Consider the following 24,975-nt stretch of genomic DNA (forward strand, 5'->3'; position numbering starts at 1 on the left):
CTAAGGTCGTCCAATTCGTCAATTCAGAAGGATCACAACCATGCCGAATACCATACGCCTGCACCGCGTCTTGGCAACCAGCCCGGAGAAGGTCTATCGCGCATTCATCGAGGCGGACGCGCTCGCCAAGTGGCTTCCGCCCAACGGCTTCGTCTGCACCGTGCATCATCTGGAAGGCACAGTCGGCGGCACGTTCAAAATGTCCTTCCGCAACTTCACGACGGGCAAAAGCCACGCCTTTGGCGGCGAATATATCGAACTCGTTCCCGGCGAGCTGGTGCGCTACACCGACAAGTTCGACGACCCCAACCTGCCGGGTGAAATGGAAGTGACCGTGACCTTGAAGAAGGTCCTGGTCGGGACCGAAGTGAATATAACGCAGTCAGGCGTGCCTGACGTCATTCCGCCGGAAGCCTGCTATCTCGGCTGGCAGGAATCGCTGCGAAACCTGGCAAAGCTCGTCGAGCCCGATATCAACGAATAAAGTATCAGGGTAGAACGGATTTATGGTATTTGCCAATCCGAACATCTCCCTCTATTTGAGGGAGATGTTCTCAAAAAACGGAGCGGTCAGTGGCGCGGCCTCTGAATGAACCTCACCCTCTCTTCAGCTTCGTTTTCCCTTCTTCCACCAGCTTTTGTGCGGCTTCCGCAACTGTGATCTTGCCGAAAGCGAGCTGATCGGCGACCGGCCGCATGACGTTCTGGTCGAATTCTTGGGAGCCAACCGGTGCCGGCACGGGATAGGTGCCAACCTGATCCTTCAACAGCTCGACATATTTCACCGTCTGCTGCTCGACCGGATTGAGCGTTGGCAGGATGGCGGCGCGAACGGCCGGTGACATCGGCACACCGCGCTCGACGCCGAGGATCTTGCCGGCTTCGAGATCGTTGACGAAGAAATTGATGAATTTCGCGGCCGCTTCCCCGTTCTTGCTAGAGGAGCCTACGCTCCAGATCAGGGCTGGACGATAGTAATGGCCGGAAGGGCCATCCTTCTTTTCGCGCGGCAGCATAGTCACAGCGAGCTTGCTCTTGACGACAAGCTGATAGCCGACAAGCTGGTTGGAATAAGCCATGCCGATGGCCGATTTGCCGAGCGCCAGGCAGTTGCTCTCGATGACATTCTGATCGAGCGTCTGAACATCGGGCGACACCGTGCCGCCGCGCTGACGCAGGTCTTCCCAATAGGAATACCATTCCTTGGCATCGTCGACGGTGAAGCCGAGACCGCCCTCGTCCGTATAAAGGCTTTTACCGCGCTGGCGCAGCCAGACATCGAGGACGTAATTATAGCGCGCGCCATAAGGCCCGCCCCAATAGCCGCGCTTGCCGGCTGCCTTCGTCATTTCGACGGTGAGGTCGGCATATTCCGCCCAGGTCGTGGTCGGACCGGGCGGCGTCAAGCCAGCCTTCTTGAAGGCGTCCTCATCATAAAACATCGCGAAGGAGTTAAGCCCGAGGCCGATACCGTAGAGCTTGCTGTCGACCGTCGTCAGCTTCAGCACGTCCTTGCCGAAACTGTCGACATTCAACGTTGAAGGCACGAACTGATCGAGCGGCATGCAGGCGCCACGCTTCGAATAATCCGAGATCGTGCTCGGCTCGAGCTGGAAGACATCCGCGATGCTCTGGCTCGCCATTCCCGTTGCGAGCTTGGCCCAATAGCCGTCACCGCTGATGCTCTCGCCGACGACGGAAATATCCGGGTTTTTGCTGTGGAATAGCTCGGCGACGGCGACCGTTCGCTTGCCGCGATCGGGCGAGCCCCACCACATCGCCCGCAATTGCGTCGAGTCGGCGAAAGCAGGCAACGATCCGCCAGCCCCGAAAGCGAGACCTGCGGCGGCTCCAGCAGTTCCAATCATGAATGAACGGCGATTCATCCGCATGAGATTCCTCCTTCTCTTGCGATGCCTATGGCGCGTTATCCGCGACGACCTCCCGACGCCTTGTGCGGACAAATTCAACGGGAGGATATGCAATTGCATTGCGTAATGCAATAAATAATCTTTTTCTTGCAAATTTGCATAACTTGCGGAACTATTGCTGCATGAATGAGGTTCGATCCAAACGTGTCAGGCAAGCCGATATTGCCATCAGGGCAGGCGTCTCCGTTTCCACAGTGTCGCGGGTGCTCACCAATGAGCCCGGAATCAGCGAAGCGATCCGCCAGCACATCTTCAAGGTGGCGAGTGACCTCGGCTACGCGGTGAAGCAGGCTGCGGAAACTGTGCCGGCTGCGCTCGCGCTGATCGCCAGCGACAGCGCGACGGGCGGCCTGAGCGTCTTCTATGAGGGCATTGTCGAGGGCCTGCGCGCCGGCGCAGCCGAACGCGGCATGCCTTTCGACATTCGTCTCATCCGCGAAGCGAGGACAGTGCCCGATCATATCAGGGAATATCTGCAGGCTGCCGGTGCCCAGGGGCTTTTCCTCGTCGGCATCGATCCTTCCGATGAGTTGCGCATCTGGCTGGAGGACAGCAGCACGCCGGTCGTGCTCGTCAACGGCACCGATTCAAGACTGCGCTTCGATGGCGTCTCGCCATCGAATTTTTTCGGCGCCTATGCGGCGACGCGGCGCCTGATCGACGCCGGCCATCGCCGCATCCTGCATCTGACCGGCTCGCATCGCCAGACGATTCTCGAGCGCATCCGCGGCTTCGAGGCGGCGATTGCTTCCGTCGAGGGCTGTGAAGGCCGCATCGTGCCGTTGACGTTCCGAGGCAGCGCCAGCGCGGAGGCCCACGCCGTCACGGTCGCCGCCCTTGCCGAGGATCGCAGCTTTACCGCCGCCTTCTGCATGAACGATTTCGTCGCGGTCGGCGTGCTGGAAGCGGTGATGGAAATGGGTCTGCGCGTGCCGGACGATTTCGCCATCGTCGGCTTCGACGATCTGCCTTGTGCACTGATGACCAATCCGCGCCTCGCCACCATGCGCGTCGACCGCGCTGCTATCGGACGCGAAGCCATCGGCCTGATGACCGCCCGCTTCCGCGACCGCGAGGCGCCTGCGCGCCAAGTTTGCCATGCCGTCGTTCCCGTTCCCGGCGGCACCCTCCCGCCCGAAACCTGAGCCCGTATCTTTAGCGGCAACGACCGAAAAAGAGCCAGACCGATGACCTACGACCCCGCCAGCACCAACCCGCTCGCCGGCAATCCGCTGGAAAACCGCGCTGACATGCGCCGAGCGCTGATCGACCTGTTCTATCCGCTGCTTCCTTACTTCTCCAAGGGCAATGCCCGGGTCCGTATCGATGCTGCCGGCGCACATTTCGACCGCGCCGCCGCTGATCTCGAAGGTTTCGCCCGCCCGCTCTGGGGTCTCGCGCCATTCGGCGCCGGCGGTGGCGATTTTGCCCATTGGGGCCGCTATGCCGAAGGGATTGCCAATGGCGTCGATCCCCGCCATCCGGAATATTGGGGCACCGTCAACGGCCGCGACCAGCGCATGGTCGAACTCGCCGCTCTGGGTTTTGCGCTTGCCTTGGTGCCGGAAAAGATCTGGGAACCGCTCGATAGCAGAGCCCGCGGCAATCTCATCGCCTATCTCAAGCATGCCCGCACCTTCGACTATGCCGACAACAACTGGAAATTCTTTCGAGTCCTCGTGGATATCGCCCTCGACCGGCTCGGCGCCGAGTTCGACCGCAGCCTGACGGAGGATTACCTCAGGGAATTGGATGGCTTTTATATCGCCGACGGCTGGTATCGCGACGGCAATGTCAGGCGCGTCGATCACTACATCCCCTTCGCCATGCATTTCTACGGGCTGATCTATTCCAAACTCGTCGATGACGACCGCGCCAGGCGCTATCGCGAGCGTGCTATCCTGTTCGCCAAGGATTTCCGCCATTGGTTCGCGCCCGACGGCGCCACCGTGCCCTTCGGCCGCAGCCTGACCTATCGCTTCGCCTGCGCCGGCTTCTGGTCGGCATTGGCCTTCGCCGATGTCGAGGCCCTGCCCTGGGGCGAGATCAAGGGCCTTTGCCTGCGCCACCTGCGCTGGTGGGCTGATAAGCCGATCGCCAATCGCGACGGAACGCTGCCGATCGGCTATGGCTATCCCAATCTTCTGATGTCGGAAAACTACAATTCCGCCGGCTCCCCCTATTGGGCCTTCAAGGCTTTCCTGCCGCTGGCACTCCCCGAGACGCATCCCTTTTGGACAGCCGAGGAAAAGCCGCATGTCGCCGAGCCGGCAATCGTGCCGCTCAAGCACCCCGGCATGGTGATGATGCATGGCAAAGCCGATGTCGTGGCACTGTCTTCCGGCCAGGAAAACCTGCAGATGCGCTTCGGGTCGGAAAAATACGCCAAATTCGCCTATTCCGCCCGCTACGGCTTCAGCGTCGAAAGCGACGAGCGCGCCTTTGCCGGCGGCGCCTTCGACAACATGCTCGCCTTCAGTGACGATGGTATTCACTACCGCGTCCGCGAGACCAATCAGGAAGCGAAGCTCGCCGGCAACACACTTTACGCCAGGTGGTCGCCCTGGTCCGATGTCACCGTCGAAACCTGGCTGATCCCCGCCGCACCCTGGCATATCCGCCTGCACAAGATCATCACGCCGCGGCCGCTGCAGACTGCCGAAGGTGGTTTTGCCATTGCCCGGCGGGATTTCGAGGCCGATACGCTTTCTTCGCAGAAAGGCGCTGCCTATGCCGTCGGTGAGGCGGATTTCAGCGGCATTGTCGATCTCGGCTCGACAGCCCCGCGCGACGGGCTGGCGCAGAAAGCGCCACCCAACACCAATCTGATCGTTGCCAAGACGCTGGTGCCGCAACTGCGCGGGACAATTCCATCGGGCGAGACCATTCTCTTGTCCGCCGTCCTGGCCGAGCACGATCCCGCCGCCGTCTCCGGCGCCTGGACGAAGCCGCCGGCAAGACCCGACCTCGATACCTTGCGCGCGCTGATCGCCGAAAAGGGCGTCACCATCAGCGCCATCGACGTGCCGGGACGGCTGGCATGACCCAATCGGCCCCGGACCGCCCCGCCATTGCCTTCGCCATGCAGCCCACGCGGACGCAGCATGTGCTGACGTCCGAACTGATCCAACGGCTCGACGTGATCGGCCGCGTACTGGACGTCGCGCCAATGGAGCGCTTCGATGACGGAAGAGCCCGAAAGCTGCTTAGCGAGACGGAGATCCTGATCACCTCTTGGGGCTCACCGCATATCGATGCCGCCGTCTTGGCGCAGGCGCCGCATCTAAAGCTGGTGGCGCATGCGGCCGGCACCGTGAAAGGCCTGATCGAGGACAGCCTGTTCGCCAGGGGCATAGCAGTGAGCCATGCGGCGCAGGCCAATGCCTTGCCGGTCGCCGAGTTCACCCTCGCCGCCATCATCTTTGCCGGCAAGCAGGTCTTCCGCTTCCGTGACGTCTATGTCGCCGACCGTCATCGCGGTCGCACGCAACCGATGCAGAGTGAAGCGATCGGCAACTATCGCCGAACGGTCGGCATCATCGGCGCATCGCGTATCGGCCGGAGAGTGATCGAATTGCTCGCGCCGTTCGACTATAAGATCCTGCTTTACGATCCGATGGTGGATGAGACGGAAGCACAGCACCTCCGCGTCGAGAAGACCGAGCTCGACGTTCTGATGGCGCATGCCGACATCGTCTCGCTGCATGCTCCGTCGCTGCCGGCGACACGGCACATGATCGACGCCCGCCGCCTGTCACTGATGAAGGACGGCGCGACCTTCATCAACACGGCACGCGGCGCGCTGGTCGATGAAGCCGCCCTGCTCGCAGCGCTGAAAACCGGCCGCATCGACGCCATCATCGACGTCACCGATCCGGAAATCCCGGAGGCAAGTTCCGCCTTCTACGACCTGCCGAATGTCTTCCTGACACCGCACATTGCCGGTGCCGTCGGGCTGGAACGCACCCGCCTCGGCGAGATGGCGGTCGACGAAGTCAGCCGCTTCATCGAGGGCAGGCCATTGCTCTATGAAATCCGCCGCGACGACCTGGCACGCATGGCGTAAAGCCTCGGAATCATCACCAAATCGCCCCATTTCGGCACAGACGGAAAACCCGTTTTTAATCATTCTGGGCTAGCAATCTCTTCAGTGAAGAGGTTGTCAGTTATGCGTACCCGTATCGTCTCTATCGCCGCGTTGTTGTTGTTTGGAATTTTGGCGGGCTGCGCCACGGCTCCGTCCCATACCCGCAATGTCTGCGCGATCTTCGATCAGCGCGACGGCTGGTTCAACAACTGGCAGCGCGCCGCCGAACGTACGGAGCGGGAGTACGGCGTGCCGGTGCCGATCCTGATGGCGACGATCTATGCCGAATCCGGCTTCCAGCCACATGCCCGGCCGCCGCGCCGGAAACTGCTCGGCTTCATTCCCTGGACGCGGCCTTCCAGCGCCTATGGCTATTCCCAGGCCCTCGACGGCGCCTGGGATCACTATCAGCGCGACACGGGCCGCTGGGGCGCAAGCCGCACCAACTTCGCCGACGCGATCGAATTCATCGGCTGGTATCACGCCCAGAGCCATGTGCGAAATGGCATCCCGCTGAACGATCCCTATAATCTTTACCTGGCTTACTATGTCGGCTGGAAGGGCTATCAGCAGGGAGCCTGGCGCGGCAATGGCGAACTGCAGCGCACGGCACAGAAGGTCGCCAGCATGTCGGCGCTCTATGCCTCGCAGTTGCGCAATTGCAATTGAGCCGCCGCCCGAGATATGCCGCTAAGGACGAGCCTCGAGCAGGTTAAGGCCATCATCCTGACCCCAGATATCGGTGATCGATACCTGCTGGCCGGTCCGGCTGCTTTCCAGTGCCGCAATGCCGCAGAGAACCGAGAGTGCGCCCGCGCGTGAGCCCGCGCGCTGTCTCAGCTCGTCGTTCGGCCCCGACCGCAACAGCATATTGCGCAGCCGGTCGTCGCCGCCATAGTGGCCGCCCGGGGAATAGGGCACCCAGATGCGCTCGACATCGCCGAAATTCTTCATGACGACGATCTCGTCGGCCGGCGGCGTCGTCCAATGCTGCTTTTCGTATTGCCGCAACTCGATACGCCCCTTGTGGCCGTTGAAGGCGATATGGTGACCCTCGATCGGCATGTAGGTGTTCAGCGAATAGGAGACGTTGACGCCGTTGCGATAGCGGATCGAGGCGACCATCGTGTCGGGAATGTCGATGTCCTCGCGGAAGACGCAGGCATCGCGGACATAGCCATCGACCGTCGAGGGCTCTTCATAGAGGCTTTCAAGCAGCGGCGTGGCGCTGATATCGAGATAATAATCGCATTCGTCCTTATACCGACAGGTGCGACAGCGCTCGCCGCGGAAAGGGCCTTTGCGGCCGTAATGCTTGAGATCGGCAAAGGCCGACACCGTTTCCGGATCGGAATCGAGATACCAGTTCAGAAGGTCGAAATGATGCGTCGCCTTGTGGACGAAAAGGCTGCCGGAATTTTCGACAAAGGCGTGCCAACGCCGGAAGTAGTCGGCGCCGTGACTGGTATCGAGATACCAATGAAAATCGACCGAAGTCACGTCGCCGATGACGCCGGAATTGATGAGCTCCTTGATCTTCGCCGCTGTCGGCGCGAAGCGATAGTTGAAGGAGACGTCGACCCGCTTGCCGGTGCGTGCCTCGGCATTGAGAATGCGCTTGATCTTGCCGACCGTCGTCGTCATCGGCTTTTCGCTGATGACATTGGCGCCGGATTCCAGCGCCTTGACGATCTGATCGTCATGGGTGGAATCGCGCGTGCAAACGATGACGAGGTCCGGCTTCTCGACCCGCAATAGCTCATCGAAATCGGTATAGACGGGCACGGAGGCGCCGATATAGTCCAGGGCGCGCCTGGCCCGCATCGCGTTGAGATCGCAGACAGCGACCAGCTCGACCTCATTGCTCCAGCGCTCGACCAGATCCCTGCCCCACATGGTGGCACCGCGATTGCCCGTGCCGACCAGGGCATAGCGTTTCTTCGATAACGACATGTTTCTCCTCCAGAGTCTGGTTTCTCCTTCTCCCCACTGGGGAGAAGGTCGCGCGGAACGCGCGGGTTGAGGGGGCGTTGCACCGTAAGACTGCCTTTTCGCGTGCGCTTCAGACGGTCGGCGCTTCGCACCGAGCCCCCTCATCCGCCCTATCGGGCACCTTCTCCCCAAGGGGAGAAGGAATTTACGTCTCCATCGCGCTCCAGTCCGGCTCGACGGACGAACCGAGGCCGACCGCGCTGACGACTGAACCGATGGCGATCTTCCCACCCTCGATCTTCAGCCGTGTCCGCCCGTCGCGAACGGCGTAGAGATCGGAATGAGCCCGCGCGAAGGCAGCCTGCTCTGCGTCCGGCGCGCCGGCCATGCCGTCGACATAGTGATGGCCGTTGCGCTCGATATGCGTCATGCCGATGAGCGAGGCCAGTGCCAGATCCTGTTGCACGGCGAGGCCGCCTTGTGTCGTCAAGTCCTCCGCCGACATGAAATAGGGCGTACCATCCTCGGCGCTCCATTTGGCGACGCGCGCCCGGTTCAGCAGTGAACGATAGAAGCCCTTGCAGGATTTAGAGGAGATGCCGGTATAGCCAAGCCGTCTGGCTGTGACGAAAGCGTTGATATCGGCGTCGGACTCATCGATCTCCACCGGCTTGAAGGCCGCGAGCGCTCCCACCGGCTTCTCGAAGGCATGTGCGCGGGCGATCGGCTGCTCGACAAACAGGATCGAAGCCGCAAAACGGGCCAGCCGCGGCTCGGCCTGGATGCGGGCCAGCAGATCGGCGACCGCCTCGGCGGAGTTGAACTGCTCGTTGCCGTCGAGCGTCACCGAATAGGCCGACATCTTGGCATCGATGACATCGGCAATTCGGCAGAGACGATCGATATCGGCATCCGGAACGCCCGATACCTTCACCTTGAAGAAGGTCAGGCCATAGGCGTCGATCGCCTCTTCGAAACTTTCGGGCAGGCCGTCGTTCAGGCGGTCGGCGGCCAGGATATCGCCCGCCCTGATAGCATCGACCAGGCCGACCGTGTGCCGCGCCGCAAGGCTTTCGGCCGGCGTCAGGCTCGACAGGAAATTAGGCAAATCGAAGCCTGCGAGATCGGGCGCCGTCGACGCATCGATGCCCGGCCGATTGGCCTGGATCGCCCGTGCGACCGTCAGACCTTCCATCCGGCAAAGCGCGTCGAGAACCGCCCGGTTGGCAAGCGCCAGGCCGAAAGACGCGACAAGGCCATTCAGCCTCTCGGCCGCGGCCCGCGCGTGATGCGCCGCTTCGACGGCGGCATGCAGCGAAAAAGCGGTTCCCAATCCCGCACCTTTTAGGGCGTCCAGCGCCAGTGCCAGCGAGCGGCGAAGCTGGTTTTCATTGTCGGCATTGGAAAGCTCGGGCGATTTGTCGAACCATTTCGGCACCATCAGCTCGGCGGCCATGCCGCTCGCCGAGCCACCCCGGGCGTCTTCGATGCGGACACGCAGAAAAATCTGCCGCGCCTCCCGCAGCGTCGCCGCACCGAAGCGGAAAGGAAGCCGCAATGTCACCGGCCGCTCAAAAGTCTCGGCCTCGACAACTCTGATTTTCAATGGGTCGGTCATGGTTTCAGTTGGCTCCGGTAATCGTCAGGCGGGTCTGCCCATGCTGCTTCTGCGTGCCTGACCCCTCACCCCAGCCCTCTCCCCGCTGGCGGGGAGAGGGAGCTCTATCCTGCCAAAAGCAATCTTCCACGAAAGATGCGGGCCGTTGCTTTGCGCGGTCGTTCCCTCTCCCCGCACAAGCGGGGAGAGGGCTAGGGTGAGGGGCCAGGCACAGGGATACGGCATCGAAGAACTGTCCTGACCATCCTAATGACCAAGCAACCACCATCCCTCAAATCTCCAGCGGCTCGACATCCAGCCAGCGGCGCTCGGCCCAGCTCTTCAGGCCGAGGGAAGCGAGCTGGACGCCCTTGGCACCCTCCGTCAGCGTGTAGCGCCAGGGCGCATCTTCGAGCACATGGCGCAGGAACATTTCCCACTGGATCTTGAAGCCGTTGTCGTAGACCTGATTGTCCGGCACCTCGTCCCAGGTGTCGTAAAAGTCGATCGTCTGCGGCTGGTCGGGATTCCAGACCGGTTTCGGCGTGTTGACCCGATGCTGCGTCCAGCAACGGGTGAGCCCCGCCACCGCCGAGCCATGCGTGCCGTCAACCTGGAAGGTGACGAGATCGTCGCGGCGGACACGCACGGCCCAGGAGGAATTGATATGGGCGACGATGCCGCCCTCCATCTCGAAGGTGGCATAAGCTGCGTCGTCGGCATCGGCGACATAGCGTCGGCCGGCTTCGTCCACGCGTTCGGGAATATGGGTGGCGCCGAGGCAACTGATCGCCTTTACCGGCCCGAAAAGATTGTCGAGCACATAGCGCCAGTGGCAGAGCATATCGAGGATGATGCCGCCACCATCTTTTTTGCGGTAATTCCAGGATGGCCGCTGCGCCGTCTGCCAGTCGCCTTCGAACACCCAATAGCCGAATTCGCCACGCACGGAGAGGATCTTGCCGAAGAAACCGCTGTCGCGCAGCATGGCGATCTTGCGAAGGCCCGGCAGAAACAGCTTGTCCTGCACGACGCCGTTCTTCAGGCCCGATGCCTTGGCCTTGCGGGCCAGCTCTATCGCCGTGTCGAGGTCGTCGGAGATCGGCTTTTCGCAATAGACATGCTTGCCTGCATCGAGCGCCTTCGAAATCAGCTCGGCGCGCATCTGCGTCGTCGCCGCGTCGAAGAAGATCGTATCGTTTGGGTCGGCGAGCGCACCATCGAGATCGGTGGTCCAGCGCTCGATGCGGTATTTGCGGGCGAGTTCTTCCAGCCGCGCCGCATTGCGGCCGACGAGGACCGGATCGGGCATGACACGTTCGCCATTCGACAGCAGCACGCCGCCTTCGGCGCGAAGCGCCACGATCGAGCGGATGAGATGCTGGTTCAGCCCCATGCGTCCGGTGACGCCGTGCATGATGATACCGACGCGCTTCATGATCCCTCCTTGATATTTTGACCCGACCCCCTCCAGAGTCAGGAATAGCAAAGGTTTGGCCGGCCAGCCAATGTAACTATATAGTTACACGATCGCGCGATATCTCCGGACTTGTCAATCGCCCTTTCGAAAATTTCTCGTGATCGCTGGAGCCACCGCATGCCCAAAGCGGAACGCATTAAGCCCTGATCGAGGCCAAGGTCACCGAAACGATGTGCTCGCCCCAGGCTTTCAGCGCTTCCGGTGCGGTCAGCTTGCGGGCAAAAATCGTCGATAGCGTATGGCGATTGGACAGGTAGAAGAAACCGAGCGCCGCAATGGTGAGGTAAACCGACACCGGGTCGATGGCCGGCCGGAAAATACCGGCTGCTTCACCTCGTCGCAGCACGTCGGCCAGCTCGCCGATGAAGTGCGAATGCATCGCCGAAATCTTGTCGGAACGCTTCAGATAACGCGCTTCATGCAGGTTTTCGGTGACGAGCAGGCTCAAAAATTCCGGATGTTCGAGGAAGTGATGCCAGGTGAAGAGCGCCAGTTCGCGCATCCCTTCCTCGGGATCACGGCGGGCGAGGTCGAGATTTTTCTCCGCATTGCGGATCGCCGCATAGGTCGCCTCCAGCACGGCGACATAGAGTCCCTCCTTGTCGCCGAAATAGTGATAGAGCATGCGCTTGTTGGTCTGCGCCCTCGCCGCGATCGCATCCACCCTGGCACCGCCGAAGCCGTGCGCGGCGAATTCCTCCGTCGCCGCTTCCAGGATCATGGCATGGGTGCGCTGCGGATTGCGCGGCACCTTCTTCGGCCTCGTTTCCGCCTTGCCGTAAACGCCCGCTTTCGCTGATTTTTCAGTTCCTTGGGTTGTCCTGGCCACCATGGACATTCCTCCTCCCCGATCTATCTCTTTCGCAACGGATGCCCCCAGCCCCAGCACGGGTCGCTTGATTGTGACACGATTGGCGCTTGACAGCGGTCGCGTTTCTATCCAACTTGTAACCAAATAGTTATATCATGCAAAGCAGTTCGTAAATCACCGGTTAACTGGGGAGGAGACCAGGATGACGTTGACGATCGATCGCCGGCAGTTGCTTGCTGGCATGGCAGCCACGCTAGCTTTCAGCAGTATCGGACTTTCGCGCGCCAATGCGGCAACCGCGATGCGCCTTCTTTGGTGGGGATCGAAGGAGCGAAGCGACCGTACGTTTGCAGCGGTAAAGGCCTATCAAGCCAAGAACCCGGATGTCACAATCGCCGGCGAATCCTTCGGCTGGGATAGCTACTGGACGCGTCTGGCCACGCAGACCGGCGGCGGCAACGCGCCGGACCTCATTCAGATGGATTATCGCTACATCTTCGAATATGCCCGTCGCGGCGCGCTGCTCGACATGACGCCCTATCTCGACAAGAGCCTGGCGATCGAGGATTTCGGGGCTCCCAATATCAATTCCGGCAAGGTCGATGGCAAGATTTACGGCGTCAATCTCGGGGTCAATTCCTCCATGGTCGTCGTCAATGTGGCAGCCTGGCAGGAAGCCGGCATTGAGCCGCCGCATGACGGCATGACCTGGGAGCAGCTCGGCGAGGCCTGCGCCAAGGTCACCGCCGCCAAGAAACGCCGCGGCTTCTACGGCACCGCAGATCAGAGCGGCGGCGAGCCTGACTTCGAGTGCTGGCTGCGCCAGCGCGGCAAGGCGCTCTATACGAGCGACGGCAAGCTCGGCTTCGAAGCCAAGGATGCCGCCGAATGGTTTTCCTTCTGGGGCCACCTGCGCGAAATCGGCGCCTGCGTGCCGGCCGATGTGCAGGCTCTCTACAAGCAGACCATCGAGACCGACATGCTGGTGACCAAGAAGGCGGCCGTCAGCTACGCCTTTTCCAACCAGTTCGTCGCCATTCAGGGCCTCGTCAAGGAAAAGATCGACCTGGTCTCGTATCCCAGCAACCCGGGTAGCAAGCCCGGCCAGTATCTGAAACCCTCGATGCTGATGTCGGTTTCGGCAACCTCGGCAAACAAGGACGCCGCCGTCGCCTTCGTCAATTATCTCGTGGAGGATCCGGAAGGCGCAAAGATACTCGGCGTAGAGCGCGGCGTTCCCGCCTCGCCGAAGATCCGCGATCTGCTGACGCCGGATCTCGATGCCACGAGCAAACAGGTCGTCGATTATATCGGCCGGTTGACGCCGAATGTCGGAGCTCTACCGCCGTCTCCACCGAACGGCGCCGGCGAGAATGCATTCATGCTGAAGACGATCGCCGAGGAAGTGGCTTTCGGCAAAACCAGCGCGCAGGACGCTGGCACGAAGTTCACCGAACAGGCAGCAGCAAACATTACGCGAGGCTGATACCGTGGGTACAAACAGCAAGAGCGTTGCCGGCGGCTTAGCCGTCGGCGAGCGCGCGCCGTTGCGCGTGGAAACCTCCTACAAGGCGCCGAGCGCATTCGCGCGCAACGCACCCGGCTATCTCTTCCTTCTGCCGTGGTTCATCGGCTTCTTCGGACTGACCCTCGGGCCAGCGATTGCCTCGCTCTATCTCTCCTTCACCGACTACAATCTGCTGCAGTCTCCGAACCTCGTCGGCATCAACAATTATGTGCGGATCGCGACGGCAGACGACAAATTCCTGTCATCGATGAAGGTGACGCTGTTCTACGTCGTCTGTTCCGTACCGCTGAAGCTGGCATTCGCACTTCTGGTGGCGCTGCTGCTGAACCGCGGTATCAAGGGCCTGCCGGTCTATCGCGCCATCTTCTATCTGCCGTCGCTGCTCGGCTCCAGCGTTGCGATTGCGGTGCTGTGGCGGCAGATCTTCGATGCCGACGGCATCGTCAACACCCTGCTCTGGTACTCCTTCGGTATCAACGGACCGAGCTGGATCTCCAATCCGGACTATTCGCTCTATACCCTCATCATCCTGGCGATTTGGCAGTTCGGTTCGCCGATGATCATCTTTCTCGCCGGCCTTCGGCAGATCCCGACCGATCTCTATGAGGCGGCCAGCTTGGACGGTGCATCGAAGGCGCGGATTTTCTTCAAGATCACCCTGCCGCTCTTAACGCCGGTGATCTTCTTCAACGCCGTGGTGCAGACCATCGATGCCTTCAAGGCCTTCACGCCGGCCTATGTCATCTCATCCGGCACCGGCGGCCCGATCGATTCCACGCTGTTCTACACGCTCTACCTCTACCAGGAGGCCTTCGGCTATTTCCGCATGGGCTATGCCGCGGCCCTCGCCTGGATCCTGGTGATCATCATCGCGATCTTCACCGCCTTCTCCTTCCTCTCAGCTCGTTATTGGGTCCACTACGATGACTGACGCGAAGCTCACCCATTTTGCCGAAGATCTGAACCCGCCGCGCGAACGCCCGTGGTTCCTGTCCGTCCTCATCCATGTCGCTTTGGTCGCCGCGTCGATCGTGATGCTCTACCCGCTGCTCTGGATGCTTTCCGGTTCGGTAAAGGATCAGAACGAGATCTTCGGCACCGCCTCGCTGATCCCGTCGCAGTTCGACTTCAGCTCCTATGCCCGCGGCTGGTTCGGCGGACAGGTCACCTTCGGCTCCTTCGTGTGGAATTCCGTCATCATCGCCGTCCTTTCCGTGATGGGCAATGTCATCTCCTGCTCGCTGGCGGCCTATGCCTTCGCCCGGCTGAATTTCTGGGGCAAGAATTTCTGGTTCGCGCTGATGCTCGGCACGCTGATGCTGCCCTATCATGTGACGCTGATCCCGCAATATATCCTGTTCCTGAAGCTCGGCTGGGTGAAGACCATGCTGCCGCTGGTCGTCCCGAAATTCCTGGCGGTCGATGCCTTCTTCATCTTCCTGATGGTGCAGTTCTTCCGTGGCATTCCGCGCGAACTGGACGAGGCCGCGATGATGGACGGCTGCAGCCCGTGGCGCATCTATTGGCGGATCATGCTGCCGCTGTCGCTGCCGGTGTTGGCGACCGCTGCCATCTTCTCCTTCATCTGGACCTGGGACGATTTCTTCGGCCCGCTGATCTATCTCTCCGACATCAACACCTACACGGTGCAGCTTGGCCTGCGCTCCTTCGTGGACTCGACCGGTAGCTCCGATTGGAGCAGCCTGTTTGCCATGTCGAGCATCTCGCTGATCCCCGTCTTCCTGATCTTCCTGTTCTTCCAGAGGCTGCTGATCGACGGCATCGCCACGGCCGGCCTCAAACGCTGATTATGAATCCTGCGGTCCCGAATACCCAAGGTTTGGGACCGTAACCAAAGAAACTCACTGAAAGGAAATGTCGCATGAGCGCGCTGCGCTTTGCCGCCATCGGCCTCAATCACGATCACATCTACGGCCAGGTCAACGTCATGCTGCGGGCTGGCGCCGAGCTCGTTGCCTTCCACGCCGTAGAAGACGACCTCGCCGCCGTCTTCGCCGGGCGTTTCCCGCAGGCAAAACGTGTCGCTGACAAACGCGAAATCCTGGAGGACCGCTCGATCGGCCTGATCGTCAGCGCCGCAATCTCCGACGAGCGGTCGAACCTCGCCATCGAGGCCATGCGGCATGGCAAGGACGTGATGCTGGATAAGCCCGGCATGGTGACGCTGGATCAACTCGCGGAAGTGCGCAGGGTACAGGCGGAAACCAAACGCATCGTCTCCATCCTCTATTCCGAACATTTTGAGACGGCATCGACCGTTAGAGCCGGGGAGCTGGTCAAAGCCGGCGCCATCGGTAAGGTCATCCACACGACGGGGCTCGGCCCACATCGGCTGCGCAAACCGACCCGGCCGGATTGGTTCTTCGACCGCAAGCGCTACGGCGGCATCATCACCGACATCGCCTCGCATCAATGCGAGCAGTTCCTGTTCTTCGCGGACTCGCTGGAAGCCGAGGTACTGTCAGCGACGGTTTCCAACCGCGCCAATCCGGAAACGCCCGGGTTACAGGATTACGGCGATTTTCACCTGCGCACGCCTGACGTCACCGGCTATGTCCGCGTCGACTGGTTCACGCCCGATGGCCTTTCCACCTGGGGCGACGGTCGCCTCTTCATCGTCGGCACCGAAGGCACGATCGAGCTGCGCAAATATATCGACGTTGCCGGCCGTCCCGGCACCGATCATCTCTTCCTCACGGACCGCAAGGGCATGCAGCATATCGATTGCACCGAAGTCGAGCTGCCTTACGGCCGGCAACTGGCCGCCGATATCCGGGACCGCACCGAAACCGCGATGGGACAGGACCATTGCTTCAAGGCCATGGAGCTGGCGCTGAAGGCGCAGGCTCTGGCCGAAGCGACATCGCTCAACAGCATTCAGAGGTAATCTCGACATGTCCGACGTAAAAAAAGTCGCGATCATAGGCCTCGGCATCGGCCGCTCCCATATCGTCGAAGGCTACCTGCCGCATCCGGATCGCTTCGAAGTCGCCGCTCTCTGCGATCTCAACGAGGAACGCCTGAACGCCGTGGGTGACGAATTCGGCATCGGCAGACGCCTCAAGGATTTCGTCGAGATCCTCAACATGCCCGATATCGACATCATCGATATCTGCACGCCGCCGGGCTCGCATTTCCAGCTCATCATACAGGCGCTTGCCGCCGGCAAGCATGTGGTCTGCGAAAAGCCCCTCGTCGGCTCGCTCGCCGATGTCGATGCCGTCATCGCCGCCGAGAAGACGGCCAAGGGCCGGCTGATGCCGATCTTCCAGTATCGCTATGGCGACGGCATCCAGAAGGCCAAGCGCATCATCGAGGCCGGCATCGCCGGCAAGCCCTATGTCGCCACATCGGAAACGCATTGGGTCCGTGGCGCCGACTATTATGCAGTCCCCTGGCGCGGCAAGTGGGATACGGAGCTCGGCGGCGTGCTGATGACGCACTCCATCCATCTGCACGACATGCTCACCTATCTCATGGGACCGATCGCCGGCCTCTTCGGCCGCGTCGCCACCCGCGTCAACGATATCGAAGTGGAAGATTGCGCCAGCGCCAGCCTGCTGATGGAAAACGGCGCACTTGCCACCATCAGCGCCACGCTTGGTTCACAGGAACAGATCAGCCGCCTGCGCCTCGCCTTCGAAAACGTCTTGATCGAAAGCAACCACGAGCCCTACAGCCCCGGCCAGGACCCTTGGAAGATCGTCCCCGCCAATGACGAGATCGGCGCAAAGATCGATGCGCTGCTCGCCGATTGGTCGCCAATTCCGAACCGCTTCAACACGCAGATGAAGCTGTTCCACGAAGCACTGGTATCGGGCGGACCGCTGCCGGTGACGACAACCGATGCCCGCCAGGCGCTGGAGCTGGTCACCGCATTCTATGAATCATCGGAAACGCGCACCGAAGTCCGCTTTCCAGTCGGCCCCGAAAGCACGAAATACAAGAGCTGGAGGCCCGCATGACGACAGCCGTGCGAGCCATCAGGACGAACAAGGAGGAAGCGCCCATGGCGACAAGCGTCTCGCTGCAGAAGGTTATCAAGCGCTATGGCGAGCTTGAGGTCGTCCACGGCATCGACCTGGAAATCGAACCCGGTGAATTCGCCGTCTTCGTCGGTCCATCCGGCTGCGGCAAGTCCACGCTGCTGCGCATGATCGCCGGCCTGGAACCGATTTCCGGCGGCGCGCTCTATCTCGACGGCAGCCGCATGAACGATGTCCCGGCCTCCAAGCGCGGCATCGCCATGGTGTTCCAGTCCTATGCGCTTTATCCGCACATGTCGGTCTACAAGAACCTCGCCTTCGGCCTGGAAACGGCGGGCATGAAGAAACAGGAGATCCAGCCGCGCGTCGAAAAAGCGGCCGAGATCCTGCAGATCAAGCAGCTCCTGCAGCGCAAGCCGAAGCAGCTCTCCGGCGGCCAGCGACAGCGCGTCGCCATCGGCCGCGCCATCGTGCGTGAACCGAAGATCTTCCTCTTCGACGAACCGCTCTCCAATCTCGACGCCGAACTGCGCGTGCAGATGCGCGTCGAGATCGCTCGCCTGCATCAGCGGCTCGGCAATACCATGATCTACGTCACCCACGACCAGACGGAGGCCATGACCATGGCCGACAAGATCGTGGTGCTGAATGGCGGCAATATCGAACAGGTCGGGGCGCCCCTCGATCTCTACAACAAGCCCCGGAACAAATTCGTCGCCGGCTTCATCGGCTCGCCCAAGATGAACTTCCTGGACGCAAAGATCGTCGCCTCCGACGACGGCTCCGCCGTCATCGACCTCGCCGGCCAGACGGTGCGCCTGCCGCGCCGGCTCGGCGGTCTCCAGCCCGGCCAACCCGTCACCCTCGGCGCCCGCCCGGAACATCTGAACGTCGGCGACCGCGGCCTGGCGCTGGGCAGCGCCCGCGTCGATCTGGTCGAACATCTCGGCGGCCAGACGATCCTCTACGTCACGCTGCATGGCGGCCAGGCACTGACGGTCGCGCTGGAAGATCAGCAGGCCATTCGCGCCGGAGAAACAGTCAGCATCCACATCGATCCCGAGCGCTGCCATCTGTTCGGGCCGGATGGGGTGACGTTGTAGGAGGAGCCAGCGCAGGACCTATCTCGCCCCTGGCGGGCGAGAAAGCAATTTCACTGGTTTAGGAATTGCGACACCGCAAGCTCCGCATATCCAAAAGTCACGCGCAATTTCTAAGCCATTGAAATTGCAAGAGAGGGGGCCACGTCTTGCACCGATAGTTTTCGAGATCGGTGCGTCCCTTCCTACCCCCGCTCTTGTAAAAACTAAGAATTAGACGAGGGACGAGCCCTCGCCTAATTCTAAGTTTTTACTTTCTCGCCCGCCAAGGGCGAGATAGGCCGCTGCGCTTGCCGCGCCTCAATCACACTTCGACTATCCCCCGGCCACCCAAAGTCCTGATCTGACCTGTGGGAACAGTCTCTACCGAAGTTCCAGCCCTCGTATAAAGCCTCAACCGCCGGGTCCCACCGGGAGCGAGGTGGAACCAGTCGTCCTCCGCCCGATAGGCTTCGAAATCGATCTGTACCGATTGTGCCAACCGGTCGCTGCGCAGATCAAGGAACCAGTGATCGTCCTGCTGCACGACGGAAGCTGTGATTTCGGCCTCGTGAAAGGCTTTTGTCCTGCCCAGGGGGAAGTAGAAGGCTTCAGTAATCAGCGCCCCTGTCTCGCGCGCTGTAAGCCGCGCCACCGTCACATCATGTGACGGCGGGCCGAAACGGAAGGCATAGGTCGTGTCGAAGAAGGCGCCGAAGAGATCGGTGCAGGCGATCTTGTGCTTGCCGCGGGCTTCGACCGACAATTCCCGCTTCCCGCTGACCACGGTCTGGCGGCCGTCGCGCAGGCAGACCGCGTCTAGATCGAGGTCGAGGGCAACATCGCCCTCGTTGATGACATGCACATCGAGGCCATTGGTGCCTTCGTCGGTGAGCAATACTTGCACCGGCCGAAAGGCGCGGCGGAGCGCATACCATATGGGCTTCGGCTCACCGGTGGAGTCAATCACGCCCCAGCCGGGGCCGGGCAACAGATCCTGTAGCGTCCAGACAAGGGCACCGTTGCAGCCGGAGCCCTGCCGCCGCCATTCGGCATAGGTTTCTTCCGCGACTTCGCCGGTAACGGCGCGAGACAGATCAAGATAGAGATCCGGATCTTCGCGCCGCAGGCGGCTTGGTTCGAAGCCGTAGAGTTCGCTGACATAATGATCGCGCACATCCTCGAAATCCCAGGAAGCACCGCGATCGCGCGGCACCCGCTCTTTCCATAGCGGGCTATGGACTGCCGGCACTGGCAAATGCCGCGCCAAGGTCCGGGCCTGCGGCACATGCGCGAAAGCCAGACTTTCCGCCGCGAAGCGAACGTCGGCGCGGCGCGCATCGCCAAGCGGCCGCATATAGGCGCCGACGCCATAGTAATGCGTCACCCCCGCATTCGAGGAAAACGGCATGGCGCCGCCCGAGGGGGAATTGACGACATAGGGAACATCGGGCCGCAGCGACTTTACGATGGCCGGAATGATTTCCTCCACGATCGGGCTCGCCCAGAAGCGTTCCGGCAAGCCCATCATTGCCGCCTGCTGGTGGATCTCGCTACCGCCGCAAAGCACAGCGAGCGAGGGCGACAGGCGCGTACTCGAAAGAAGCTGCGCCGCCTCCGCCTCGACATGGGCATTGAAGGCCTTGTCGTTCTTCAGATAGTCGAAATTGGCGAACATGAAATCCTGCCAAACCAGCAAGCCGAGTTCGTCGCAGAGCCGGAAGAATTCCGGGGTCTCATAGGCCATGGTGCCGCCGATGCGGACCATGTTCATGCCCGCCTCCGCCGCCAGCCGCAGCCAGGGCTCGTAATCTTCACGGCCGCCAGGCAAGCGGGCAATATCCGCCGTCGTCCAGACGGCGCCACGGCAGAAGATGCGCTCGCCATTGACAACAAGCGCGAAATCCTGACCGTCCGCGCTGCGATCGACCGCAAGCCGGCGGAAGCCAGTACGCCCGAGCGGGTGCTCGACACCATCGACGATCAGCGCGACGTCATGGAGATAGGGCGTTCCGTGGGTGTGCGGCCACCACGGCGTCACACCAGGGATTTTCAGGATCGCCGTGTAGCGACCGCCATTGTCCTTCTCAAAGGCCTGTTCGACGCCACCACAGCGAAGCACGATCTCACCGACCTGTCCCTCAACAATGAGCGAGGCATAAAGCCGGCCCTCGTCATCCTCCAGCAGATCCGGACGTAGCGAAAGATCGCGAATGATCGGGCTATGCGGGCGAAACAGTGAAATCGGCCGCCAGGGGCCAACCGCATGGATTTCCGGGCACCAGCCGGGCATGTGGCCGAGCAGTGTCGTCCGTACCAGGCGCAGCCCCTGCGGCGTGATCATCTGCGGCCGCCACCGGGCTCTGGGGCCGGGTTCGGCAAGCCGTGGCTCCAGGGCACGAAAACACAGTGCCAGTTCGTCGCCGCCCAGCAGATGGACGGCGAGTTCGTGCGACTCGAACATGCTCTCGGAAACGAGGATTTTTGTGCCGTTCAGAAAGACGTCGCAGAGCATCGCCAATCCTCCGAGCCGCAGAACCGCATTGCCGGGGTCGGCGTCAACCAATCTGCAAAGATACCAGGCGTCCTTGTCGTTCAGCGGATGGGGATGCTCACGATTGAAAAGCCCGGCCTTTTCCAGCGCCCCGGCCACCGTGCCTGGCACCGACGCGGGGATGAACCCGGCCGAAAGCGGCACGTCCGAAGGCGAAGCGCAGGCGCCCGCATCCGTCAGAACCAGGTTCCACCCTTCGCTCAGCAGCGTCTCGCCGCCAATATCAGCCAAACGCCCGTGCATTGCATTCCTCAGCTCAGAACAGGATTCCCAAAGAGCAGGCTTTGGGAGGAGATCACGTTCGCCTACAGCTTTTGTTCAAGCAGCCCCATCATCGAATCCCATGCATCCGCGGCCGGATCAAGGGCCGTCTGCAACGGCTCGAATTTCTTGCGTGTTACGGCGCGGGCGAGCTGAAACTGCACGGATTTCGCCACTTCCGAAATTCGCCGGGCCTCGCCAGCAGCTTCCGAAAACGCCCCCGACAGCCAGTCGAGATGACTGCCCGCCAGCTCGAAATTGGCGCCGAGCTGGCGCAGCGTATTGAAGGCATATTTGTGGAAAAAGCCGAAGGGCCGTTCGGCTACCACTTCCACCTGCGCCGGGAAAACCGCTGCGAAGGCACGGATGGGATTGGCCGCGGGACGGCGGCGGAAATGGAAGGCCAGAAGTTGCCTGGACGTCTGCCGGATGGCGGCCTCGCCCGGCACATTCTCGGGAAACTTCGCGAATTCCGTATAGGGCAGGAAGGGCAGATCTTCATCCGTCAGATGCAATTGAAACAGCCCGTCGAAATCTTCGCCCGACAGCCGGAAGAAGCCGCCATTGTGGAAATAGTCGAGCTCGCGGCCCGCCATGTCCAGCCTGTTGATGGCGACGGTCGTCTTGCCGTGCTCGCGGCGATAGCCGACACCCTGAGTGTCCGGCATGTAGAAGGAATCCATCTCGACCAGGCAGAGCCGGCGACGGCCGATCTGCTCGGCGACGTGGTGCTGGATCTTGTCGTAGATTGCGAGTTCCGTGCAGCGGATGCCGTACAACGCTTCCAGATCTTCGAGCGGCACTTTGAAGAAGGTAAACTGATCACCCTCGAAATCTTGGCCCACCGTGAAGCCGAGCATGGCTTCCGGCGACAGTTTCAGGCTTGAGAGCACCTCGATCCAGAGATCGATATAGCAATTGGTTTCCGGCCACACGCGCTCGCTGTCGTGCAGCGCATGGGACCTGTAGCTGGTGGGATCGAGTCCCGCGAAGACGGAAGCCATGGAACCGATCAGCCCCACAGCGCCTTGCGCACGCTTTCGGGCCATTCCTTGGTGTCGAGACCGTGGTGATGGAACAGCGCCAGCGCAATGCGTTCCAGACCGAAGCCGACGCAGGCCGTGTGTGCAACGCTGCCGTCCTCGAAGTTCAAACCCCATTTCGCGCCGAAGGCGTCCTGGTGATAATTGAAGCTCATGCAAGCGGTCGGATTGGCCGAGGAGGTGATCTGGATCAGCAGCTCGAACTTCAGGTTCTGGTCGCGCTGGTTGTTGGCGAGCATCTTGCCGGCGCGGCCGAAGAACGGGTCGTTGGCGACATCGATGGTCACTTCAAGGCCGACGGCCCTCATCATCTCGACGCCGCGATCCATCCAGTTCTGGCGGAAATCCGTCACATGCTTATCGGTGCCCATGCAGACATATTCGCGCATGCGGAACAGTTGCTGACGGGCCGGATCCTTGGAAGGCTCATGGCGGAAGCAATAGGACTGCAGGTCGAAGAGCGCGCCGCTCTCAGGCAACGCGCCACGCTTGGCGACCGTCGGGTAGAGCGGATAGCAGGCCGCCGGCGTCAGTACGATGTCGGTCGCTTCCTGATCCTTCGTCCAATCTTCTCCCACCTCCATGCACTTCAGGAGGCTCATGTGATCGAGCTCGTTGCCGCAGAAGCTGTGCACCGTGCCGGCAAGCTGCGGGAAGCTCTTCATGTAGCCGCTCTTTTCGAAGAAGGCGCGGTTCATGCCGGGCGGAAAGCGGATGGCCTCGGCACCATCGGCGCCGCCGAACTTGTCGATCAGCCTCTCGAAAGCGGAAATGACGTCTTCGAACTGGCCGCTGCGGCCATAGAGGCCATCAACGCCGGTGTCGATCAGAAGACCGGATTCAAAAAGGCGGTCGAGAAACGAGGTCTGCATATCCATGACGATTATCCCAGTAGGCTGGTATCTTGTTTGTGGACGAGCAACATGGTCGACGTATTGCCGAGAATGCGGTCGTTCGAGATCATCAGTTGAGCGGAGTGCGCATCGCGCAAATGGCGGCCGAGGCTGTAGGGCGTGCCGTTCTTGTAGCCCATGATGCCGCAGATCAGCATCGCATGGTTGATGATCGGCAGGATCATCTCCGACGACGCGATCTTGACGTTGTTCATGGCGACGGCAAACGCCATCGAAGAGAGCCGGTCGGCATCGGCCTTGGCCTCTTCATAGACTTTCAGGCCGGCGACGACATTCGACTTCACCATCTGCAGCAGGCTGGAAACTTCCGCCAGCCGCAACGCGCCGGGCGGCTGCTGGCCAGGCGACTTGCGGGCCGCGGCGCGCACGAAAGCCTGGGCGCGGGCCACCGCGTCGGCTGCGATGCCATACCAGACGCCGCTCCAGAGCAGATGCGAGCTTGCCAACATCGACTGCGCGGCAATCTCGGCAAACGGCTTCGGCAGGATCTGCTCGGCCGGTGCTTCGCCTTTGAACAGGAAGCCGTCGGAGCAGGTGCCGCGCATGCCGAGCGTGTTCCACTCGATGGTGCGCTCCAGCGTGTATTGATCCCTAAGGAATACCGTCATGACCTGATCGGAGGAAGCCGCCTCGGCATGGCTGCGCGAGGTGATGAGAATAGCGTCTGCATGGGCGCCATAGGAAATGACGGTTGCGTCCTTCTCGAGGAAGCACTGGTCGCCTTCCACCTTGATGGCGCAGATACTGTTGCGGAGATTGCCGCCGATGCCGCCTTCGGTCGTCGCCGATGCCAGCAGAAGCTGTTCCTTGGCGATGCGGTGCATGAACTCGCGGTGCCAGTCGCTCTCAGCACCATGCTCGACCAGGCTCGACAGCTTGATCTGATGCATGGCGAAGACCATGGCGCTGGCCGCGCAGGCCTGGCCGAGAATCGAGCAGAGTTCGGCTATTTCGGTGGTCGATGCACCCTCGCCGCCAAGATCGGCGGGGATCTGGATCGACAGCAGCCTTTCGGCGCGCATCGCGTCCACAGCCTCGCGCGGGAACCGGCCCTCTATGTCGACTGCATCAGCATGTTTACCGGCGATCGCCGCAACGCGTGCGGCACGCACCGCCGCCGTATCTGCGGCTCCGGCTTCAACCAAAGCGACCGCGACACTCATCAGGCAACCTTTCGGCTGTCCAGGATCATGCCGACCGTCTTTTCGATGGCGACGATGCTGGCAAAGGATTTGCGGTTCAGCAGATTGTCGGGAAACTCGATGTCGAAGGCTTCTTCGATGCCAAGCATGAGCTGCACCGACGCAAAGGAAGACAGCCCGGCCGCGTAGAGATCGGCGTCGTCGGCAATCTGATCCATCGCAACGGGGAGCGCACCAAACTTGGCCAGCAAATCGCGAATCGTCTCATTCATCCTTTAGTCCCTCCAAGCGATCGTAAACGCGACGGCAGCAACGCCGTCCTATCCTGCGCCGAGAAGTAACAGGGAAAATAGAACATTCCGCTAAGCGACGTGGTAAATATAACCAGGATATACTTATCAAGAAAATCTTATTTTTTAGATTTTTCTAAAAGAAATTTACGATATTTAAGCCATATAACATGTCGTTTACGGGACAATATCTTACAATTCTAAAATCTGTACGGAATGAGGTGCGGAAAAATGGTACTTGACCGCAAGGTTAATGCACCAAATTTTTCCCAGCAAAGTTCATTTACAAAAGCGGCGCTACAGACATCCTGAAGTAGCG

21 protein-coding genes are annotated in these 24,975 nt (G+C 61.0%); 11 read left to right on the forward strand and 10 right to left on the reverse strand.

Going from position 1 to position 24,975, the window contains the following annotated elements; genetic code table 11:
• The first annotated feature begins 40 nt into the window (after window positions 1-40).
• Complete coding sequence (locus C9E91_RS18770; RefSeq protein ID WP_107109774.1) at window positions 41-484, forward strand: SRPBCC family protein; 444 nt, start codon at window positions 41-43, stop codon at window positions 482-484.
• Between the two features lie 112 nt (window positions 485-596).
• Here C9E91_RS18770 and C9E91_RS18775 read toward each other — a convergent pair whose 3' ends face one another.
• Entirely contained in the window at window positions 597-1,892 is a 1,296-nt protein-coding gene (locus tag C9E91_RS18775; protein WP_107109775.1) for an ABC transporter substrate-binding protein, read from the reverse strand.
• A gap of 161 nt (window positions 1,893-2,053) precedes the next feature.
• On the opposite strand from C9E91_RS18775, the gene C9E91_RS18780 reads away from it, so the two are divergent.
• The 4 genes from C9E91_RS18780 (at window position 2,054) to C9E91_RS18795 (ending at window position 6,687) form a co-directional block, all read left to right on the forward strand.
• Window positions 2,054-3,076 carry a LacI family DNA-binding transcriptional regulator gene (locus C9E91_RS18780; RefSeq protein WP_107109776.1) on the forward strand — a complete coding sequence of 341 codons (1,023 nt, stop codon included), beginning with the start codon at window positions 2,054-2,056 and terminating at the stop codon, window positions 3,074-3,076.
• A 42-nt stretch (window positions 3,077-3,118) separates the two neighbouring features.
• Entirely contained in the window at window positions 3,119-4,975 is a 1,857-nt protein-coding gene (locus C9E91_RS18785; RefSeq protein ID WP_107109777.1) for a DUF2264 domain-containing protein, read from the forward strand.
• Window positions 4,972-5,997: a hydroxyacid dehydrogenase gene (locus C9E91_RS18790; RefSeq protein ID WP_107109778.1), complete on the forward strand. Its 1,026-nt coding sequence runs from the start codon at window positions 4,972-4,974 to the stop codon at window positions 5,995-5,997. Before C9E91_RS18785 ends, C9E91_RS18790 begins: the two co-directional genes overlap by 4 nt.
• A gap of 102 nt (window positions 5,998-6,099) precedes the next feature.
• On the forward strand, window positions 6,100-6,687 hold the full coding sequence (locus tag C9E91_RS18795; protein WP_107109779.1) for a transglycosylase SLT domain-containing protein: 588 nt from the start codon (window positions 6,100-6,102) through the stop codon (window positions 6,685-6,687).
• 21 nt (window positions 6,688-6,708) lie between these two features.
• Here C9E91_RS18795 and C9E91_RS18800 read toward each other — a convergent pair whose 3' ends face one another.
• The 4 genes from C9E91_RS18800 to C9E91_RS18815 form a co-directional block, all read right to left on the reverse strand.
• Complete coding sequence (locus C9E91_RS18800) at window positions 6,709-7,971, reverse strand: Gfo/Idh/MocA family protein (protein ID WP_107109780.1); 1,263 nt, start codon at window positions 7,969-7,971, stop codon at window positions 6,709-6,711.
• 184 nt (window positions 7,972-8,155) lie between these two features.
• Window positions 8,156-9,568 carry an enolase-like domain-containing protein gene (locus C9E91_RS18805; protein WP_107109781.1) on the reverse strand — a complete coding sequence of 471 codons (1,413 nt, stop codon included), beginning with the start codon at window positions 9,566-9,568 and terminating at the stop codon, window positions 8,156-8,158.
• Window positions 9,569-9,839: 271 nt separating this feature from the next.
• On the reverse strand, window positions 9,840-10,985 hold the full coding sequence (locus C9E91_RS18810) for a Gfo/Idh/MocA family protein (protein ID WP_107109782.1): 1,146 nt from the start codon (window positions 10,983-10,985) through the stop codon (window positions 9,840-9,842).
• Between the two features lie 178 nt (window positions 10,986-11,163).
• Window positions 11,164-11,859, reverse strand: a complete 696-nt coding sequence (locus C9E91_RS18815; protein WP_107109783.1) for a TetR/AcrR family transcriptional regulator — start codon at window positions 11,857-11,859, stop codon at window positions 11,164-11,166.
• Window positions 11,860-12,040: 181 nt separating this feature from the next.
• Between C9E91_RS18815 and C9E91_RS18820 the strand changes: the two genes are divergently transcribed.
• The 6 genes from C9E91_RS18820 to C9E91_RS18845 all read left to right on the forward strand — a co-directional run bounded on the left by C9E91_RS18820 (window position 12,041) and on the right by C9E91_RS18845 (window position 18,476).
• Window positions 12,041-13,324, forward strand: coding sequence for an ABC transporter substrate-binding protein (locus tag C9E91_RS18820; protein WP_107109784.1), 1,284 nt, complete (start codon window positions 12,041-12,043; stop codon window positions 13,322-13,324).
• Window positions 13,325-13,385: 61 nt separating this feature from the next.
• On the forward strand, window positions 13,386-14,297 hold the full coding sequence (locus tag C9E91_RS18825) for a carbohydrate ABC transporter permease (protein ID WP_210318832.1): 912 nt from the start codon (window positions 13,386-13,388) through the stop codon (window positions 14,295-14,297).
• Window positions 14,290-15,174, forward strand: a complete 885-nt coding sequence (locus C9E91_RS18830; RefSeq protein ID WP_107109786.1) for a carbohydrate ABC transporter permease — start codon at window positions 14,290-14,292, stop codon at window positions 15,172-15,174. The genes C9E91_RS18825 and C9E91_RS18830 overlap by 8 nt, the downstream gene beginning before the upstream one ends.
• 74 nt (window positions 15,175-15,248) lie before the next feature.
• Window positions 15,249-16,274 (forward strand): Gfo/Idh/MocA family protein, encoded by a 1,026-nt coding sequence (locus tag C9E91_RS18835; RefSeq protein WP_107109787.1) that lies wholly within the window; start codon window positions 15,249-15,251, stop codon window positions 16,272-16,274.
• Between the two features lie 7 nt (window positions 16,275-16,281).
• Entirely contained in the window at window positions 16,282-17,352 is a 1,071-nt protein-coding gene (locus C9E91_RS18840; protein WP_107109788.1) for a Gfo/Idh/MocA family protein, read from the forward strand.
• Between the two features lie 44 nt (window positions 17,353-17,396).
• Window positions 17,397-18,476: an ABC transporter ATP-binding protein gene (locus C9E91_RS18845; RefSeq protein WP_107109948.1), complete on the forward strand. Its 1,080-nt coding sequence runs from the start codon at window positions 17,397-17,399 to the stop codon at window positions 18,474-18,476.
• Window positions 18,477-18,777: 301 nt separating this feature from the next.
• Here the strand turns inward: C9E91_RS18845 and C9E91_RS18850 are convergent, their stop codons facing one another.
• From C9E91_RS18850 to C9E91_RS18870, 5 genes are all read right to left on the reverse strand, one after another.
• Window positions 18,778-21,249 (reverse strand): glycoside hydrolase family 2 protein, encoded by a 2,472-nt coding sequence (locus C9E91_RS18850; RefSeq protein WP_107109789.1) that lies wholly within the window; start codon window positions 21,247-21,249, stop codon window positions 18,778-18,780.
• A gap of 62 nt (window positions 21,250-21,311) precedes the next feature.
• Window positions 21,312-22,271, reverse strand: a complete 960-nt coding sequence (locus tag C9E91_RS18855) for a DUF1839 family protein (protein ID WP_107109949.1) — start codon at window positions 22,269-22,271, stop codon at window positions 21,312-21,314.
• Between the two features lie 8 nt (window positions 22,272-22,279).
• Window positions 22,280-23,188: an amino acid--[acyl-carrier-protein] ligase gene (locus C9E91_RS18860; protein WP_107109790.1), complete on the reverse strand. Its 909-nt coding sequence runs from the start codon at window positions 23,186-23,188 to the stop codon at window positions 22,280-22,282.
• Between the two features lie 5 nt (window positions 23,189-23,193).
• Window positions 23,194-24,387: an acyl-CoA dehydrogenase family protein gene (locus C9E91_RS18865; RefSeq protein ID WP_107109791.1), complete on the reverse strand. Its 1,194-nt coding sequence runs from the start codon at window positions 24,385-24,387 to the stop codon at window positions 23,194-23,196.
• Complete coding sequence (locus C9E91_RS18870) at window positions 24,387-24,638, reverse strand: acyl carrier protein (protein WP_107109792.1); 252 nt, start codon at window positions 24,636-24,638, stop codon at window positions 24,387-24,389. Before C9E91_RS18870 ends, C9E91_RS18865 begins: the two co-directional genes overlap by 1 nt.
• Window positions 24,639-24,975: the final 337 nt, after the last annotated feature.

Origin of the sequence: Rhizobium sp. SEMIA4064 (assembly GCF_003025035.1) — a bacterium.
In the GTDB taxonomy this organism is placed as follows: Bacteria; Pseudomonadota; Alphaproteobacteria; order Rhizobiales; family Rhizobiaceae; genus Rhizobium; species Rhizobium paranaense.

Excerpts from the sequence above, each read along its gene's own strand:
- C9E91_RS18830 (WP_107109786.1), top strand. The coding sequence starts at position 14,290 with ATGACTGACGCGAAGCTCACCCATTTTGCCGAAGATCTGAACCCGCCG.
- C9E91_RS18790 (WP_107109778.1), top strand. The coding sequence starts at position 4,972 with ATGACCCAATCGGCCCCGGACCGCCCCGCCATTGCCTTCGCCATGCAG.
- C9E91_RS18850 (WP_107109789.1), bottom strand. The coding sequence starts at position 21,249 with ATGCACGGGCGTTTGGCTGATATTGGCGGCGAGACGCTGCTGAGCGAA.
- C9E91_RS18840 (WP_107109788.1), top strand. The coding sequence starts at position 16,282 with ATGTCCGACGTAAAAAAAGTCGCGATCATAGGCCTCGGCATCGGCCGC.
- C9E91_RS18815 (WP_107109783.1), bottom strand. The coding sequence starts at position 11,859 with ATGGTGGCCAGGACAACCCAAGGAACTGAAAAATCAGCGAAAGCGGGC.
- C9E91_RS18795 (WP_107109779.1), top strand. The coding sequence starts at position 6,100 with ATGCGTACCCGTATCGTCTCTATCGCCGCGTTGTTGTTGTTTGGAATT.
- C9E91_RS18870 (WP_107109792.1), bottom strand. The coding sequence starts at position 24,638 with ATGAATGAGACGATTCGCGATTTGCTGGCCAAGTTTGGTGCGCTCCCC.
- C9E91_RS18805 (WP_107109781.1), bottom strand. The coding sequence starts at position 9,568 with ATGACCGACCCATTGAAAATCAGAGTTGTCGAGGCCGAGACTTTTGAG.
- C9E91_RS18780 (WP_107109776.1), top strand. The coding sequence starts at position 2,054 with ATGAATGAGGTTCGATCCAAACGTGTCAGGCAAGCCGATATTGCCATC.
- C9E91_RS18865 (WP_107109791.1), bottom strand. The coding sequence starts at position 24,387 with ATGAGTGTCGCGGTCGCTTTGGTTGAAGCCGGAGCCGCAGATACGGCG.
- C9E91_RS18855 (WP_107109949.1), bottom strand. The coding sequence starts at position 22,271 with ATGGCTTCCGTCTTCGCGGGACTCGATCCCACCAGCTACAGGTCCCAT.
- C9E91_RS18775 (WP_107109775.1), bottom strand. The coding sequence starts at position 1,892 with ATGCGGATGAATCGCCGTTCATTCATGATTGGAACTGCTGGAGCCGCC.
- C9E91_RS18860 (WP_107109790.1), bottom strand. The coding sequence starts at position 23,188 with ATGGATATGCAGACCTCGTTTCTCGACCGCCTTTTTGAATCCGGTCTT.
- C9E91_RS18800 (WP_107109780.1), bottom strand. The coding sequence starts at position 7,971 with ATGTCGTTATCGAAGAAACGCTATGCCCTGGTCGGCACGGGCAATCGC.
- C9E91_RS18820 (WP_107109784.1), top strand. The coding sequence starts at position 12,041 with ATGACGTTGACGATCGATCGCCGGCAGTTGCTTGCTGGCATGGCAGCC.
- C9E91_RS18785 (WP_107109777.1), top strand. The coding sequence starts at position 3,119 with ATGACCTACGACCCCGCCAGCACCAACCCGCTCGCCGGCAATCCGCTG.
- C9E91_RS18770 (WP_107109774.1), top strand. The coding sequence starts at position 41 with ATGCCGAATACCATACGCCTGCACCGCGTCTTGGCAACCAGCCCGGAG.
- C9E91_RS18835 (WP_107109787.1), top strand. The coding sequence starts at position 15,249 with ATGAGCGCGCTGCGCTTTGCCGCCATCGGCCTCAATCACGATCACATC.
- C9E91_RS18845 (WP_107109948.1), top strand. The coding sequence starts at position 17,397 with ATGGCGACAAGCGTCTCGCTGCAGAAGGTTATCAAGCGCTATGGCGAG.
- C9E91_RS18810 (WP_107109782.1), bottom strand. The coding sequence starts at position 10,985 with ATGAAGCGCGTCGGTATCATCATGCACGGCGTCACCGGACGCATGGGG.